Source organism: Streptomyces sp. NPDC005303, from assembly GCF_040607335.1.
GTDB lineage: Bacteria > Actinomycetota > Actinomycetes > Streptomycetales > Streptomycetaceae > Streptomyces.
The window spans coordinates 41,215-56,434 of the sequence record NZ_JBEXGM010000028.1 but is presented as its reverse complement, the minus strand read 5'-3'; the positions used below and the strand labels follow the sequence as shown (position 1 = coordinate 56,434).

The window sequence follows — 15,220 nt, the reverse complement described above, 5'->3', positions numbered from 1 at the left end:
TCCGGAGAAGGGGAGGGGAGGGGAGGGTGTGCGGGGCACCGCGACGTTTCAGAGGGGGTTCGGGCGGCTGCCGCTTCATCCACAGGTGTGGACGATCGGGCGGTGACCGGCGGGGCGGGTGACCGGATGGGTTCCGGTCACCCGGCGGCGGTTGCGGTCAGCCGTCGGCCCGATCGGTCTCGGCTGTGGCTTCGAGTTCGGCTCGGAGGATGTCCATCACCTCGGTCAGCCGGTTACTGCCGATCGTCAGCCCTTTGTCCTCAACCGCTGTTCGGACGACGGCGCGGGTGAGCTTGTCCTGCTCAGCGGCAGCAGCCCGGCCGATCTCCACGAGTACCTCAAGCGGGGCGCCGGGCGGACGGCCGCCGCGCGGCTTGCCATTCACAGCCTCGGCGGGCGATTCCAGCGACTGGACGGATACGGCGGCCGGTGGCTCCGTGGCCAGGGCGGGCTCGATGAGTGGCTCGGCGGGCCGGATGTGCTCGACCGGAGCCTCGGCAGACTGTCCGACTGCGGTGGCCGACGGCGTCGCGGGGTGGACGGATGTGGTGGCCGGTGGCTGCGGCACCTGCACGGAATCGGCGGCCGGATGGACGGCAGGAGGCTGTGCGACGAGTTCGTGGATCTGCCGCATCAGCACGCCGAAGGCCACCATCGCGGCGGCCGGGGGAACCGCGGCGACCACGTAGTCGAGCAACGGCACGCTGCCGACTTCGCGCGTGCCGGTCACCCCGGCCACGTTGAGCCCGATGGAGCCGACCGATCCGATGACGGTGACGCCGATGGCCCATTTGTCGGTGACGCGGCGCAGGCCCGCACGGAGCATGAGCAGCTCGCCCGCGACGATGAACGCGTCCAGCGTCGCGGGCCACGCCCAGCGGCGGGTCGGCGAGTCGCGGAGTCCATGCTGGGCGGCGACCTCGGCCAGGTGCGCGTAGGAGAGCCAGAACGCACCGGCGGTCAGGGCCACGATGACGATGCCAGCCGTGCGGAGCACGTACTGCTCCGCAGTCAGCTTCGCCTTCGCCGGCTGCTCCAGGCCGGGCTGGTCGTCCAGGGACGGGCGGTCTGGGCTACGAGACATGAGAGGGATCCTCAAGCGGGGTACTCCCGGGGTAGTGGTGTGGTGCGTCTTGGCCGTCTTGGCCGTTGCAAGCACAGGTCACAGTGGGTACGGCAACCCCGTCGGCCCTCCGTCCTGGCAGGCGCCGCCGACGTCTTGTTCCGAGTCGGAACAAGACGTCGGCACGTCCTGGCGGGCCTGGTTTCGGGTGGGCCATGTCCCGAGTCGGGACAGCGGCGTTGCGTCTTCCGTCCCAGTGGACAGGGCTGTGACCTGCACTGATACGGCAGGACGGCGGGGTACGGCACAAGACGGATCGGGACCGCGTCTTGGGCAGGCAACGCGCCGGTCATGATCGCGTTGCCGTCTTGATCCCGATTGCCGTCTTGGCCGCATGCCGTTTGACCTGCGAGATCACGGCAGGGACGGCAAGTACGGCAACCGGGGGCGCGGGGCTCAGCCCTCGCTGAAGCCGGAGCCGGAGCCGGGGTCGGTGTCGGCGTCGACGGGGTGGACTGCGGGGCAGTACCGGCGCCAGGCGTCGAGGAACTTGTTGCGCATGTAGCCCTTGCGCTGGGTCCGGTCGGCCATGCGGACGTTGCCGGGCCTGACGTCGAACTCGCGGAGCATCCTGCTCAGTTCACGGGCGGTCAGCCCGCCGCGCCCCCACTCTGCCCACGGGGCCTCGGGATCCTGGCACAGGTGGTGCAGGAGTTCCTCGGTGGAGAGGCTGTCCACCTCGCGCTGGGCGTAGAAGACCCGGCGGATGTCGGCGAGGATCCGCGCCCCGCTGGGGTGATCCTCCTCGGCCGCCGCTTCGGCGGCGACCATCCGCGTGCAGGCGACCCGCGCCAGCCGGGGCCAGTGCCCACCGGCCAGCTCGGCGACGATCACCAGGGGCTCCCAGGTGTCGGCTGCGCGGTCCTCGACCGGCATGTCCGGCTCCAAGTTCGCGGCCTCATCCATCAGGGGCCTGGCCCACGCTGCGATGCGGTCGCGCAGCTCGTGCAGGGCCGGGATGTCGCGCCGTGATCGGAAGGGCTTGACCTTCTCACCCTCGGCCCGGCGCCGCATCCGGATCACCACCGCCCGGTCCATGACCGTGTCGGGCAGGTCACCGATCCCCGCGATGGCCGCCATGGCGAAGGTCGCAAACCGGTGCGGGGTGTGGTCGTTGCCGACGACCCGGGTCACGTAGCGGTTGCGCTGGTGGCCGGCGTTGAGCAGGCCGCGCATCTCCTCGTTCTTCTCGGCCATCTTCGGGGTGCCGAAGATGGTGTCCGCCTCGTCCACCAGGAGCGTGGGCGGGTTCTCCTCGGTGATCGAGCGGAAGATGGCCGCCGGTGTGGTGTTGATGGTGAGCATCGGTTCGTGGACCGTCTCGGTCAGCACGTCCAGTAGCCGCGACTTGCCACACCTCTTCGCCGGCCCGACCACCGCCAGACGCGGCGCGTGCTGCCACGCGGGCTGCAAGTGCGTCGCCGCCACCCACAGCGTGACCGCGTCCAGCGCCTCCGGCGAGGGCAGGATCACGAACTGGGCTATCTGCGCACGCAGTTCGTCCAGCAGCTCCGAGCCGTGGGTCGGCTCCGCATCGGGTGTCTCCTCCAACCCGCTCGGCGCATCGGCGCTGCGGGCGGGCGCCTCGTCGCTCAGGTCCGGATCGGCGCCATCAGCCTGCGCGGCGCCCAGGTGGGCGCCGGGCTGGCCGGGGATGGCGGGTGTGGGCCAAATTGCCTTGGAGGAGGCGGAATAGGACTCGGGGTTCTCGGGTTGCACTCGGCGGCTCCTCGTCTGGCGGTGGCGGGCTGGCATGCCCGTGCCGCCGGGTCGGTTCGCATCGGATTGGTGGGGAGTCATCGGGCCTCCGGCGTTGCACCGCCGGGGGCTCTCCCTCTTCTCGCGGGCGTTCGGACACCGCGAGGGAACACGGACAGTACGTCCACGCCCCGCCACAGTCCAGCGATTCTGTGTCAGCTCAGCGCAGAACCGTCTGCTACGCTCCCGCCCCTTCACGCCGCCAGACCCAGCAGCTGCAGCAGATCGGCGGTCACCACCCGGTAGGCGTTGCCCAGCCGCAGCACCTTGCACGGGTACTGGCCGCGCTTCGCCAGCTCGTACCCCTTACTGCGCCCGAGACCCAGAGCCCGGTTGCCCGTGTCCAGCTCAACCGACACAGGGAGAGCAAGCAGCTCCTCCCGGCTCATCCCCTTCGCGCCCTTCGGTCGTCCGGCCGTCGTGTCTTCGCGCATGCAGTGCGCCCTTTCCGTGCAGCCCTCGGCGAACGCGGTCGTCACATCCGTCTCCAGGCGCCCACAAACCAGGATGACGAAGTTAATGTGTCTGCATGACACAACGCCGTTTCGATGATGGAAGTGACGAGGACGACGTCCCGGAGTGGGCGGACCGAGTCAAGGCCAACGTGGCCGGCGAAGTCCGGCGCAGAAGGAAGGAGATGGGATGGAGCGCGCAGGAGCTGGCGGACCGGTGCGAGCAGCTCGGGCATCCCATCCCGCGCAACGTGATCGCCAACATGGAGTCCGGCCGCCGGGCCAACCTCCCGCTGGTGGACGTCATGGTCCTCGCCGCCGCCCTGGAGACGTACCCGGTCTGCCTGGTCTTCCCGGTCGGCTACGTCGAGGAGACCCAGGAGCTTCCGTTCCAGCACCTCGTGCCCACCTGGGACGCCCTGCGCCGCTTCACCGGCGAAGAGGACGTGTTCGGCTACGACGCGGGCCTGGTCCCCGACTTCGAGGCCCACGCCAGCCTCGTGAGCACCGCCCTCGCCGCGCTCGAAGAGGAAGAACGGGCACGGTTCGCTGCCAAGACGGCCACCAGCCGCGCCCAGCAGGAAGAAGCGGAGCGCCAGCGGACCCTGTACGCCGACCAGGCCATCTCCGCCAAGTACCGGCTCCGCCACCTCCGACGCGATCTCCGCGAGGACGGGGCCACCCCACCCCGTCTGCCACCCGCACTGGGCGACGTCGACCCGCCCGAACCCGATACCGACACCCTGGAGGACCGCCTTTGAAGGGCTCCACCTACCGCCGCTGCTCTTGCCGCGACCCGAAGACCGGCAAGGAACTCGGCACCTCCTGCCCGAAGCGCAAGAGCCGCAAGCACGGCTACTACTCGATACGCCAGGAGCTGCCGCCCCGCGAGGACGGCACCCGCCGCTCCTTCAGCCGCGCCGGCTACGAGTCCCTGAAGGACGCCCAGTCGGACCTCGACCACGTCCGCTCCCTGCTCGCACTCGCGGACAAGGACGACCCCGACAGCCTCCAGCGCCTCGCCGCCATGCTGGCGGAGGTCGCGGCCGAGACGGCTCCGCTGCCGGCCATCGAGGAGACCCGACGCCGCCTCAGGGCGGGCCTGGCCCTCCGTGGCAGCCTCACCGTCGGCGAGTGGCTCGACCAGTGGTTCGCCGCGAAGAAGCGCCGCAAGACCACGCTCAACGGCTACGCCTCTCACATCCGCTTCCACCTGAAGCCGCGCATCGGCGACGTACGCCTCGATCGACTCAACGTCGGCCACCTGGTGGAGATGTTCGACGCGATAGCCGACGACAACGAGGTGATCGCAGCCGAGAACGAGGCCCGCCGCGAGCAGATCGCCCGCTGCAAGCCGAGCAAGCCAGGCCGCCCCATAGGAGCCGAACGGAAGCTGCTCGCGGCCGAACGCGCCAAGCTCGCCGAGATGAAGCCATTCCGGAAGATCACCGGCCCGGCCTCCCGTCAGGCGATCCGCCGCACCCTGCGCGCGGCCCTGAACTCCGCGATCGCCCAGCAGCTCATCACCTTCAACCCGGCGTCCCATGTCGAGTTGGAGTCCGGCAAGCGCCCGAAGCCACTTCTCTGGACCGATGAACGAGTCCGGCGCTGGCGCGAGACGGGCGAGATCCCCGGCCCCGTGATGGTGTGGACCCCGCAGCAGTTCGGCGCCTTCCTCGACGCAGCCGAGGGCGACCGCCTGTACGCGATCTTCCACCTCATGGGTACCCGCGGCCTCCGTCGCGGCGAGGCGGTCGGCCAGGACTGGCACGAGATCGACCTCGACGCCGGCCTCATCACTCCCGCCAAGGAGATCGTGGTGGACGGCTGGGACCCCTACGAGTCGGAACCCAAGACGGACGGCAGCGCGAACACGATCGCGCTCGACAGCACGACCATCTCCGAATTGCGCGACCACAAAGCCCGCCAGGAGAATGAGCGCGCGGAGTGGGGCGAAGCCTGGCAGGACACCGGCAAGGTCTTCACGAAGGAAGACGGCTCGTGGCTCCACCCCGGTACGGTCTCCGAGACTTTCCGCCGCATCCTCGCCACCACCGACCTGCCGCCCATCACCCTCCGGGACCTACGCCACGTCGCCGCGACGCTCACGCACGGAGGCGGCGGCGACATCCACACGGTGAAGGAAACGCTCCGGCACTCCACCATCACGCTGACCTCGGACACATATACGAGCCTGCTCCCTGAGCTGGACCGTGAGATCGCCGAGAAGGCAGCGAAGCTGATCCCTCGGTCGCGTACGGCAGCTGCCGAACCGTCCGCCCATGACGCAGCCGGTCCGCAGGCCACGGCCACATCCGCTCACGCATCGCTCACGCAATGGCTCGAAAACGAGTCAGCGCCCGAGCCAGCCGAAGCCGACCCGGACGCCGCGTAGCAGGTCAGAGGGGGTATCCCCTCCCCCACACCCGTAGGCCCTGTGGGACTCGAACCCACAACCAATGGATTAAAAGTCCACTGCTCTGCCAATTGAGCTAAGGGCCCAGGCGATGTTGCCTCCCCGAGCATAGCCGGACGCGGCCGTGTCTCCGATCGGGTATCGGGGACACGGCCGCGTCGGGGGAACGGAACGGGGCGGTAGGTCAGGGATCGACCGGTTCGGGCGCGTTCACGCGGGCCGCCTCGCGGGCCTTGGTGCGCGCGTGCTCGGGGTTGAGGAACCAGTGCCGGGCCGAGGCCGCCCACCAGGTCCAGGCGAAGCCGAGGACGACCAGGACGGCGACCGGGGCGTAGTTGAAGGTCTCCCAGGTGACCGGGGAGACCTGCGGGAGCATGAACAGCACGGTGATGACGACGACCCACGCCACCGAGACCACGCCGATCGCGCGCGACCAGCGGCCCAGGTGCCACGGCCCCCGGTCGAAGGCGTCGCCCTTGCGCAGCCGCAGCAGGGTCGGGATGACGTAGGCGATGTAGAGGCCGATCACCGCGACGGACGTCACCGCCGCGTAGGCCGCGTAGTTGATCAGGTACGGCAGCCCGAGCAGCAGTGCCCCCGCCGCCGCGAGCCACACCGCCGCCACCGGGGTCCGGGTGCGCGGGCTCACCGTGTGCCAGACGTGCGAGAACGGCAGCGCGCCGTCGCGTGAGAAGGCGTAGATCATGCGGCTGTTGGCGGTCACCGAGGCCATTCCGCAGAACAGCTGGGCGCCGATCACGACCAGCAGCAGGAGCTTGCCGGCCGTGGCGCCGAGCGCGTCGAGGAGGATCTGGGCCGGGGGCGCGCCGGTCGGGGACTTCAGGGCTCCGTCGTAGGACTGGATCGCGAACGTGAAGCCGAGGAGCAGGACGAAGCCCGCTATCCAGGACGTCCAGATCGACTGGACGATGCCCTTCGGCCCCGCCGTGGACGCGTCGTGGGTCTCCTCGGTCATGTGGGCCGAGGCGTCGTAGCCGGTGAACGTGTACTGGGCCATCAGGAGCCCGATGAGGACGACGTAGACCCCGCTGCCCCAGCCCGTGTTGTTCACGAACTCGCCGAAGACGAAGGACGCCGACTGGTGCTTGTCGGGGGCGAAGGTGAGGGCGCCGACGATGACCGCCACGCCGATCACGTGCCACCACACGCTCACGCTGTTCAGCAGCGCGACGATCCGCACGCCGAAGGTGTTGAGCAGCCCGTGCAGGATGAGGATCGCCGCGAACAGCAGGATCGTGCGGCCGGGCGTCACCTCGAAGTCGAACTGGAGGTTCAGATAGGCGCCGAGGAAGGACGCGGCGCCGAAGTCGATGCCCGCCGTCACCGCGACCTGGCCGAGCACGTTGAACCAGCCCGTGAACCACGCCCACGCGGCCGCGGTTCTGGGCGGGGCGAGCCGGTGGGCCCAGAAGTAGAGGCCCGCGGAGGTCGGGTACGCCGAGCAGATCTCGGCCATCGACAGGCCGACGAACAGCGTCATCAGACCTACGGCCACCCAGCCCCAGGTGATCACGGCCGGGCCGCCCGTGTTCATGCCGAAGAGGTAGAGGGTCAGACAGCCCGACAGGACCGAGATGATCGTGAAGGAGACCGCGTAGTTGGAGAACGCCGACATGCGGCGGGCCAGGACCTGCGTGTAGCCGAGCTGGGCAAGCCGTTCTTCGTCGGAGAGCCCACTCGCTATGTCGTCATCTGTCATGCCCCCAGCGATTCCCATCCCGGGGGCGTGACACACGTCACAACTTGGCCGAGAAGTGCCCTTCTAGAAGAGGCCCTTGTAGCCCTGCCAGCCCGTGGCGATCTTCGTACGCGCCCCGAACGACCCCTTGCCGTTGCCGTTGTTGCGGTACAGGTTGCCGGCGGTGTCCCGGGAGACCAGGTCGTTCTTCCCGTCACCGGTGATGTCCCCGACGCCGACGACCACGTTGTACGAGGTCCCCCAGTTGGAGAAGACCTTCACCCGCTCCTTGACCTGGCCGGTGCCGGTGCCGTCGTAACGCCACAGCGTCCCGGCCTTGTCCTGCACCAGGACGTCACCGAAGCCGTCGCCGTTGAGGTCACCGGCGCCGACGATCTTCTTGTACGTCGCCCAGCTGCGGATCTTCACACCCGGCTTGAGCTTGCTCGCCCCGTCGTTGGCGAAGAGATAGACGTCCCCGGTCGAGGCCTTGCGGGCCAGCAGATCGGTACGGCCGTCACCGGTCAGGTCGCCGGGGGCGGTGAGGACGTTGTACGCGTTCCAGCCGGTGCCGAGGGAGGTGTGGCTGCTCGCGGGGGCGTACGAACCGTCGCCGCACTTGCCCGCGTAGCGGCGCAGCTCGCCGTTGGGCATGCGGACCAGCATCTCGGCGCAGCGGTCCTTGCCCATGTCGCCGAAGGGGACGGCGACGGTCCCGGCGGGCCAGCCGGACCCGTTCTGCTTCCGGTCGAACTTGCCTCCGCCATTGGTGTACTGGAGGGCCAGGGTGCCCGAGGCGTTGAGGGTGACCAGCTCGCCGTAGGCGTAACCGCCCTGGTCGTGGTGGCCCTGGCGGCCGCCGCTCAGCGCGATCTTGCCGCTGGTGGTGTACGTGCCCACGCCGTCGGCGGCCTTCGCGGTCAGCGTCCAGGTCTTCTGGCCGTTGTACGCGTAGGCGCCCGAGTTCGTCGTGCCGTCCCACTGCAGGTCGATGGCCGCACCGCTGCCGTTGAGGGTGCGCTCGGTGCGGCCCTGGGCGTCCTTCACCGTGAAGGTCCAGTTCGCGGGCTTGTTGAGCTGCCAGGTGCTCATCCAGGCCATGTTGCCGCCGTTGCGGCCCGAGGCGTCGAAGTAGGCGTTGTCCAGGTCGGACTCGACCTTCCCGAGCGACTGGGTGGGCACCCCGCTCGGCACGATCCGGATCGTGTGGTCGGCGTCGACATAGGCGACGCCCCCGCCGAGCTTGTCCACCGACCAGGTCAGCCGCCGCTGGTCGGCGGTGTTCCCGGCAGGAAGGTCGGCGATCGCGCGCGCGGCGCCGGCCGTACCGGAGTGATAGTCCGTCAGCATCAGCTTGCCGGCGCTGCGGTCGTGCTGGACGAGGTAGCCGTCGCCGACGAGTGCCGGGCCGGAGGGCACCTTGATGTTCTTCTTCGCCGTACGGTCGTACACGCCCGCGGCGCCTGTCGGACCGCAGTTCCAGTAGATCCAGCGGCCGATGACCTGGAGCTCCTTGACGGTGCAGGGGGCGCCGGTGGAGACGGTCGCGACCGTCTTCTTCCCCTCCAGGTCGTACTGGGTGACCACGCCGTTGCCGGAGCCCGGCGTCCACAGCGCCGAGCCCCATACGGAGGCGGCGGTGACGGAGCGGGTCAGGCGGACGTCCTCGGCGCGGTACCGGTTCACGGCGTCGACGTACTGCTTGCCGGTGGAGGCCGCGTTGTAGACGTAGTAGCGGCCGGTGGCGTCCACGAAACGGCCGCCGGTGACGGCGGGTTCGGCCGCCGAGTGGTGGCTGTCCGGCTCCACCCAGATCTGGGCGCGCTCCTTGTCGTACTCGTCGACCTGGAAGTAGCCGACGCTCTGCACACCGAGCGACCGCAGCGGCACGCACCCGCCCGCGTCGCACGGCACCCGCTGCAGGTGGGTGCCGTCGGCGTAGGTGCCGGCGTATCCGCGGGTGGCCTGTCCCAGCACGGTGGAGCCGTCGGGCGAGAGCTGCCGTCCGACCACGTACTGCTCGCCGTCGGGCCGGTGTTCGACGCTGGTCAGATAGCCGCCCGCGTAGTCGATGCCCCACACGCCGTCCGTGGTGATCGGCGTCGGGCTGGTGTCCGCGGCCGCCGGGCCCGCGGACGTCAGGGTGCCGGCGCTCAGAGCGGCCAGCGAGGCAAGAGTGAGTGCGATCCGGGCACGCCGGGTCAAGGGTCCCTCCCCAGGGAAGTCAGAAAAGGCGCTCCGGCAGGCCTTGTCCCCCTCAGCCACACTCCGCCACGCAATCCACAGATGTTAACAACTGCCACACAGGCTTCGATAGTCGATTACGTATGCGAAAGGGCCCGCACGACCGAAGTCGTACGGGCCCTTCCGGAACCCTGAGGGGTCAGCAGGCGTCAGCCGTTGCGCTTCCAGCGCGGCTTGTCGTCGCGGCGGCCGAACGAGGAGCCGGCCGGGCGGTCGTCACGACGGCCGTGCGGGCGGTCGTGACCACCGGAGCGGAAACCTCCGCCGGTGGGGCGGTCGCCCTGGCGGTCACGGTTGAAGGGACGGTCGCTGCCCCGGTGCGTGGCCGGACGCTCGTCACGACGGTCGCGGTTGAAACCACCCGAGGGGCGGTCGTCACGGCGGAAGCCGCCCGAGGGACGCTCGTCACGACGGTCACGGTTGAAACCACCGGTGGGGCGGTCGTCACGACGGTCGCGGTTGAAACCACCCGAGGGGCGGTCGTCACGACGGAAGCCGCCCGAGGGACGCTCGTCACGACGGTCACGGTTGAAACCACCGGTGGGGCGGTCGTCACGACGGTCGCGGTTGAAACCACCGCGGTCGTCACGACGCTCGAAGGAACGGCCACCACGGTCGTCACGGCGGAACCCGCCCCGCTCGCCGTCCCGGCGGTCGCGGTTGAAGCCGCCACGGTCGTCACGACGCTCGAAGGAACGGCCACCACGGTCGTCACGACGCTCGTAGTTGCCCCGCTCGTCGCGGCGCTGACGCGGCTGCTCGTACGCGGGACGCTCGGCGGGCTGCTCGGCGACCACGGCCTCAGCCGCCTCCGCGGCCACGGCCACCACGGCCTGCGCCTCGGCGACCGCCGTCTCCGGGTCCTCACCGCGCTCGCGGGCGGCACGGGCGACCAGGCGGTCGGCCTCCTCGCGCAGCTCGGTCGCGCGGCGCTGCGCCCGCTCCAGCTCCTTGGTGAGCTGGGCGACCTCGCGCTCGGCCTGCTGAGCCGCGTTGGCCGCGGACTCGGACTGGACCTCGGTCATCGAACGGGCGCCGGTGATCTCGGCGACCTCGGGCTCGAAGGCCGTACCGGAGTTGATGATGTGACGCCCGGCGTCGACGCCCGCGTCCTCCATCAGCCGGAAGATCTGGCGGCGCTGGTGCGGCAGCGACAGGGACACGACCGTGCCGGTGCGGCCCGCGCGAGCGGTACGCCCTGCGCGGTGCAGGTAGTCCTTGTGGTCACCGGCGGGGTCGACGTTCAGGACCAGGTCGATGCCGTCGACGTGGATACCGCGGGCGGCGACGTCGGTCGCGACGAGCGTGTTGACGTAACCGTCCTTGAAGTCGGCCAGCGTGCGGGTGCGCGCGCCCTGAGTCATGCCGCCGTGCAGCGCGTCGGCCTTCACACCGGCCTCGCGCAGCTGCTCGGCGATGCGGTCCGCGCCCAGCTGGGTGCGGACGAAGATGATGGTGCGGCCCTTGCGGGAGGCGATGGCCGCGGTGACCGGCGCCTTGTCCTTGGGCTTCACGATCAGGATGTGGTGCGACATGGTCGTCACGTTGCCCTGGGCGCTGTCGACCTCGTGCGTCACGGGGTTGCTCAGGTAGCGCTTGACCAGGGTGGAGATCTCGTTCTCCATCGTGGCCGAGAACAGCATCCGCTGGCCGCCGGCCGGGACCTGGTCGAGCAGTTCGGTGACCTCGGGCAGGAAGCCCAGGTCGGACATCTGGTCGGCCTCGTCGATGACGGCGACCTCGATGTCCTGCAGGGAGCAGGCGCCGCGGTTGATCAGGTCGCGCAGTCGGCCCGGAGTGGCGACGAGCACGTCGACACCGCGCTCCAGCGCGTAGATCTGGTTGCTCATGGACGTACCGCCGCAGACGACCTTCATCTTCAGGCCGAGCTGGTCGCCGTAGGGCTGCAGTGCGTCCGCGACCTGCATCGCGAGCTCACGGGTCGGGGTGAGGATGACGGCGCGCGGCCGGTGCTTCTCGGTGCGGCCGCCGGACAGGCGGGCCAGGGTCGGCAGACCGAAGGAGAGGGTCTTGCCGGAGCCGGTGCGGCCACGGCCGAGGATGTCCTTGCCGGCCAGGGCGTCCGGGATGGTCGCGGCCTGGATCGGGAAGGGGGTGGTCACGCCGTTCTGCGCGAGCTTGCGCACGACGGCCTCGGGGAGACCGAGGTCCGCGAAGGTGACCTCGGGAGCTTCCACGGCGTCTTCGGTGCCCTCGTTCTCGGGCACGACGACGTGATCAGTACTGGAAATGGACATGCGTATGCGAAACCTTCCGGAGTCTCGTCGGCACGCGCCCGTCAACTCCGTGATTCGCAATACGACCGCCTCTATGCGGTCAGCCACGGCAAGGGAGAGAACGCGCCACACGGCGCTCTTCTGCTTTGGCGCCGGGCAAATGATCAAACGATCTATAACCATACGCACCCGTCGCCCCCGAAGGCAAACCGATGCCCGCGTATGTATCGGAGGTCACTCGCGGCCCTTCGCCGTCACACCGGCGACCCGGCGGTGGGCGCCGGCTCCCGCTGGCTCAGCTGCGTGCCCGTCTCCGGCTGGGCGGACGAGGACGGCTCGGCGGGCGGCGGCGAGGGGGTGGGCGACGCGGGCGGCTCGCTCGGCGCCGGCGGCTCCGGGTCGGGCGTACGGGTGGGCGCCGGGTCGGTCTGCGTCGCCGAGGGCACGGGCTGCGCCGAACTCCCCGGTTTCGCTCCCGCCGATGCCGACGCGCCGGGGCCCGCCGAGGCGGGCGCCGACGGCGAGGCCGACTCCTCCCCGTACTTTCCCCTGCCGTGCTTCCCGTGCTTGCCGTCCGAGCCCGTCCTGCCGAGCCCCAAGGAACCGCCCGAGGCCGCGGACCCCCCGTCCGGTGCGTCCCCGCCCCGCTCACCGGCGGAGTGCGACGGCTTCGCGCTGCCGCCTCCGTCGTCCCCGCCCACGCTCATGCAGCCCGCGGTGGCGGCGACGGCCAGGACCGTGGCGGCCAGACGGACGGGTACGTACAACGGGCGCACGAGCAGCCACCTCCGAGGGCGGTCGTCAAAAAGTCAACCTGCCCAACTCCCGCCGCCCACAAGAGGACACGCGCCCGTTCGGAACGGGCTCAGCCGTACCCGAGCGCGTGCAGCCGCGCGTCGTCGATCCCGAAGTGATGGGCGATCTCGTGCACGACCGTCACCTCGGTCTCCGCGACGACGTCCTCGCGGGAATCGCACATCCTGAGCGTCGGCCCCCGGTAGATCGTGATGCGGTCGGGCAGCACCCCGGCGTACCACTCGCCCCGGTCGGTCAGCGGCGTGCCCTCGTACAGCCCGAGCAGCTCGGGATCGTCCGTCGGCGGTTCGTCCTCGACGAACACCGCGACGTTGTCCATCAGCCGCGTCAACTCCGGCGGAATCCGGTCCAGCGCCTCGGCGACCAGTTCCTCGAACTCCTCGCGCGTCATCTCCAGCACAAGCCCATTCTCCGGTACGACCCCGCCGTACGAGAGTCATGAGCACGCCCGCATATCCACGCGCGGACTTGGGCATACGGGATCAATGGCCCGCGTCCCCGCCGCAGTCCTGAACGTCCGGAGCATCCTGAACACCCTACGAAGGCCCCCGCGAGCCCTCGCCCGCCAGTACGGCAGGCGCCGCTCCCACCCGTCCGTCGAGCTCGTCCACCAGCCGCACCCCTGGGTGCGCGCCCTCGGCCTGGTGGCCGTCGTCCTTCTGGGTGCCTGGCTCGGACTGCTGATCGTCGGCAACGTCCGGGTCCCGGTCGGCCCCATGAACACCACGATGACCCTGCGCCCGTCCCTGTCCGGCGGCACGAAGATCAACGTCTCCCCGCTCGGCGCGCTCCAACTGGACAGCCACCAGGCCCCGGTCCGCCTCGACGTCAACGTCGACCAGCTCGACCCGGAACGCTCCCAGGCCCTCGTCGACCACCCCGAGCGCCTCTCCGGCCTCCAGGACGAGGTCGCCACCGACGTCGAGCACGGCACCCTCGACCTCGCCCTGCGCTCCTGCGTCGCCGTGGTCTCCGGCGCCACGGCACTCGGCCTCGCGGTCTACCGCCGCCCCCGCCGGGCCCTCGCGGCCGGCGGACTCGCCTTCACCCTCCTGGCGGCCTGCGGCGGCACGGCGTACGCCACCTGGAACCCGGAATCCGTCCTGGAGCCGAAGTTCTCGGGGCTGCTCTCCTCAGCCCCGTCCCTGGTCGGCAACGCGCGCAGCATCGTCACCGAGTTCGACGTCTACCAGAAGGAACTGGCCCGCCTGGTGACGAACGTGACGAAGCTCTACGACGTCACGTCCACGCTCCCCGCCTACCAGCCGGACCCCACCACCATCCGGGTCCTGCACGTCTCCGACATCCATCTCAACCCGGCGAGCTGGAAGATCATCGCCTCGCTGGTGGAGCAGTACAAGGTCGACGTGATCGTCGACTCCGGCGACACCATGGACCACGGCACGGCCGCGGAGAACGGCTTCCTCGACCCGATCCCCGACCTCGGGGCGCCGTACGTCTGGGTCCGCGGCAACCACGACTCCCTCACCACCCAGCGCTACATGGAGGGCCTCAAGGGCGTCCACGTCCTGGACAACGGCAAGGCGCAGACCATCGCCGGACTGCGGTTCGCGGGCATGGGCGACCCCCAGTTCACACCCGACCGCTCCACGAACCCGGGGGCCGACGAGTCCCAGGAGGCGGCCGGCGACCGCTTGGCCGCCGCCCTGCGCGCGCAGCGGGCCGCGGGCACGCCGGTCGACCTCGCGATCGCCCACGAACCCTCGGCGGCCCGCGAGGTCGACGGCGAGGTCCCGATGATCCTGTCCGGCCACCTCCACCACGAGGAGATGGAGGTCATGGAGAAGGGCACCAGGCTGCGCGTCGAGGGCTCGACGGGCGGCAGCGGGCTACGGGCCGTCGAGGGCAAGTACCCCGACCCCATCGAGGCCTCGATCCTCTACATGGACCGCGACACCCGCCGCCTCCAGGCCTGGGACGAGATCAAACTCGGCGGCCTCGGCCTCACGACGGCGGAGGTCAGCCGTCACCTCCCCGAGGACAACCAGCCGGGGGCGACCCCCTCCCCCACAGGCTCACGCACGGGTTCACCCACGGGCTCGTCCACGGCCTCGCCCACGGGCAGCCCTTAAACCGTTTTGGCGATACCTCCCGGCATCCCATATGCTTCTCACGTCCCCGACGCGCTGAGAAGCGCCCAGGCGGGCCGATAGCCCTCATCGTCTAGCGGCCTAGGACGCCGCCCTTTCAAGGCGGTAGCACGGGTTCGAATCCCGTTGGGGGCACGCAACACCGTGTGCGACACTGTTCGTGCACAACGCTTGGTCCTGTGGAGCAGTTTGGAGTGCTCGCCACCCTGTCAAGGTGGAGGCCGCGGGTTCAAATCCCGTCAGGACCGCTGAGGTTTCCCCGGAAGCCTCTCGGCTGGGTAGCTCAGTTGGTACGAGCGACCGCCTGAAAAGCGGTAGGTCGCCGGTTCGACCCCGGCCCCAGCCACAGCACAGACCCTGATCT

Annotated in this window: 11 protein-coding genes and 4 tRNA genes; 6 read left to right on the top strand and 9 right to left on the bottom strand. The window is 70.0% G+C overall.

Translation table 11 applies throughout. The annotated features are described in order from the left end of the window. Positions 1 to 157: 157 nt before the first annotated feature. From ABZT93_RS30695 to ABZT93_RS30685, 3 genes are all read right to left on the bottom strand, one after another. On the bottom strand, positions 158 to 1,084 hold the full coding sequence (locus tag ABZT93_RS30695) for a DUF2637 domain-containing protein (RefSeq protein WP_356110822.1): 927 nt from the start codon (positions 1,082 to 1,084) through the stop codon (positions 158 to 160). 435 nt (positions 1,085 to 1,519) lie between these two features. Next, positions 1,520 to 2,842, bottom strand: a complete 1,323-nt coding sequence (locus tag ABZT93_RS30690) for a DUF3631 domain-containing protein (protein ID WP_356110820.1) — start codon at positions 2,840 to 2,842, stop codon at positions 1,520 to 1,522. 233 nt (positions 2,843 to 3,075) lie between these two features. Next, complete coding sequence (locus ABZT93_RS30685; RefSeq protein ID WP_356110905.1) at positions 3,076 to 3,315, bottom strand: hypothetical protein; 240 nt, start codon at positions 3,313 to 3,315, stop codon at positions 3,076 to 3,078. A 95-nt stretch (positions 3,316 to 3,410) separates the two neighbouring features. Between ABZT93_RS30685 and ABZT93_RS30680 the strand changes: the two genes are divergently transcribed. Further along, entirely contained in the window at positions 3,411 to 4,094 is a 684-nt protein-coding gene (locus tag ABZT93_RS30680; protein WP_356110818.1) for a helix-turn-helix transcriptional regulator, read from the top strand. Continuing rightward, positions 4,091 to 5,728 carry a site-specific integrase gene (locus tag ABZT93_RS30675; protein WP_356110816.1) on the top strand — a complete coding sequence of 546 codons (1,638 nt, stop codon included), beginning with the start codon at positions 4,091 to 4,093 and terminating at the stop codon, positions 5,726 to 5,728. The genes ABZT93_RS30680 and ABZT93_RS30675 overlap by 4 nt, the downstream gene beginning before the upstream one ends. Before the next feature lie 34 nt (positions 5,729 to 5,762). Here the strand turns inward: ABZT93_RS30675 and ABZT93_RS30670 are convergent. The 6 genes from ABZT93_RS30670 to ABZT93_RS30645 form a co-directional block, all read right to left on the bottom strand. Continuing rightward, positions 5,763 to 5,835 (bottom strand) — tRNA-Lys (locus ABZT93_RS30670). Between the two features lie 98 nt (positions 5,836 to 5,933). Further along, positions 5,934 to 7,469 carry an amino acid permease gene (locus ABZT93_RS30665; protein WP_356110814.1) on the bottom strand — a complete coding sequence of 512 codons (1,536 nt, stop codon included), beginning with the start codon at positions 7,467 to 7,469 and terminating at the stop codon, positions 5,934 to 5,936. A 63-nt stretch (positions 7,470 to 7,532) separates the two neighbouring features. Further along, positions 7,533 to 9,653, bottom strand: a complete 2,121-nt coding sequence (locus ABZT93_RS30660; RefSeq protein ID WP_356110812.1) for an FG-GAP-like repeat-containing protein — start codon at positions 9,651 to 9,653, stop codon at positions 7,533 to 7,535. 188 nt (positions 9,654 to 9,841) lie between these two features. Then, positions 9,842 to 11,950, bottom strand: a complete 2,109-nt coding sequence (locus ABZT93_RS30655) for a DEAD/DEAH box helicase (protein ID WP_356110810.1) — start codon at positions 11,948 to 11,950, stop codon at positions 9,842 to 9,844. A gap of 233 nt (positions 11,951 to 12,183) precedes the next feature. After that, positions 12,184 to 12,705, bottom strand: a complete 522-nt coding sequence (locus ABZT93_RS30650) for a hypothetical protein (RefSeq protein WP_356110808.1) — start codon at positions 12,703 to 12,705, stop codon at positions 12,184 to 12,186. An 89-nt stretch (positions 12,706 to 12,794) separates the two neighbouring features. Continuing rightward, positions 12,795 to 13,145: a metallopeptidase family protein gene (locus ABZT93_RS30645; protein WP_280858677.1), complete on the bottom strand. Its 351-nt coding sequence runs from the start codon at positions 13,143 to 13,145 to the stop codon at positions 12,795 to 12,797. Between the two features lie 85 nt (positions 13,146 to 13,230). On the opposite strand from ABZT93_RS30645, the gene ABZT93_RS30640 reads away from it, so the two are divergent. The 4 genes from ABZT93_RS30640 (at position 13,231) to ABZT93_RS30625 (ending at position 15,202) form a co-directional block, all read left to right on the top strand. Further along, positions 13,231 to 14,838 (top strand): metallophosphoesterase, encoded by a 1,608-nt coding sequence (locus ABZT93_RS30640; protein ID WP_356110806.1) that lies wholly within the window; start codon positions 13,231 to 13,233, stop codon positions 14,836 to 14,838. Between the two features lie 80 nt (positions 14,839 to 14,918). Then, positions 14,919 to 14,991 (top strand) — tRNA-Glu (locus tag ABZT93_RS30635). A 38-nt stretch (positions 14,992 to 15,029) separates the two neighbouring features. After that, positions 15,030 to 15,104: transfer RNA gene (locus ABZT93_RS30630), tRNA-Asp, on the top strand. Between the two features lie 24 nt (positions 15,105 to 15,128). After that, positions 15,129 to 15,202 (top strand) — tRNA-Phe (locus ABZT93_RS30625). Positions 15,203 to 15,220 lie beyond the last annotated feature (18 nt).

What these genes read in the sequence shown, in the direction of transcription:
- ABZT93_RS30695 (WP_356110822.1), bottom strand. Translation starts at nt 1,084, where the DNA reads ATGTCTCGTAGCCCAGACCGCCCGTCCCTGGACGACCAGCCCGGCCTG.
- ABZT93_RS30685 (WP_356110905.1), bottom strand. Translation starts at nt 3,315, where the DNA reads ATGCGCGAAGACACGACGGCCGGACGACCGAAGGGCGCGAAGGGGATG.
- ABZT93_RS30680 (WP_356110818.1), top strand. Translation starts at nt 3,411, where the DNA reads ATGACACAACGCCGTTTCGATGATGGAAGTGACGAGGACGACGTCCCG.
- ABZT93_RS30665 (WP_356110814.1), bottom strand. Translation starts at nt 7,469, where the DNA reads ATGACAGATGACGACATAGCGAGTGGGCTCTCCGACGAAGAACGGCTT.
- ABZT93_RS30655 (WP_356110810.1), bottom strand. Translation starts at nt 11,950, where the DNA reads ATGTCCATTTCCAGTACTGATCACGTCGTCGTGCCCGAGAACGAGGGC.
- ABZT93_RS30640 (WP_356110806.1), top strand. Translation starts at nt 13,231, where the DNA reads ATGGCCCGCGTCCCCGCCGCAGTCCTGAACGTCCGGAGCATCCTGAAC.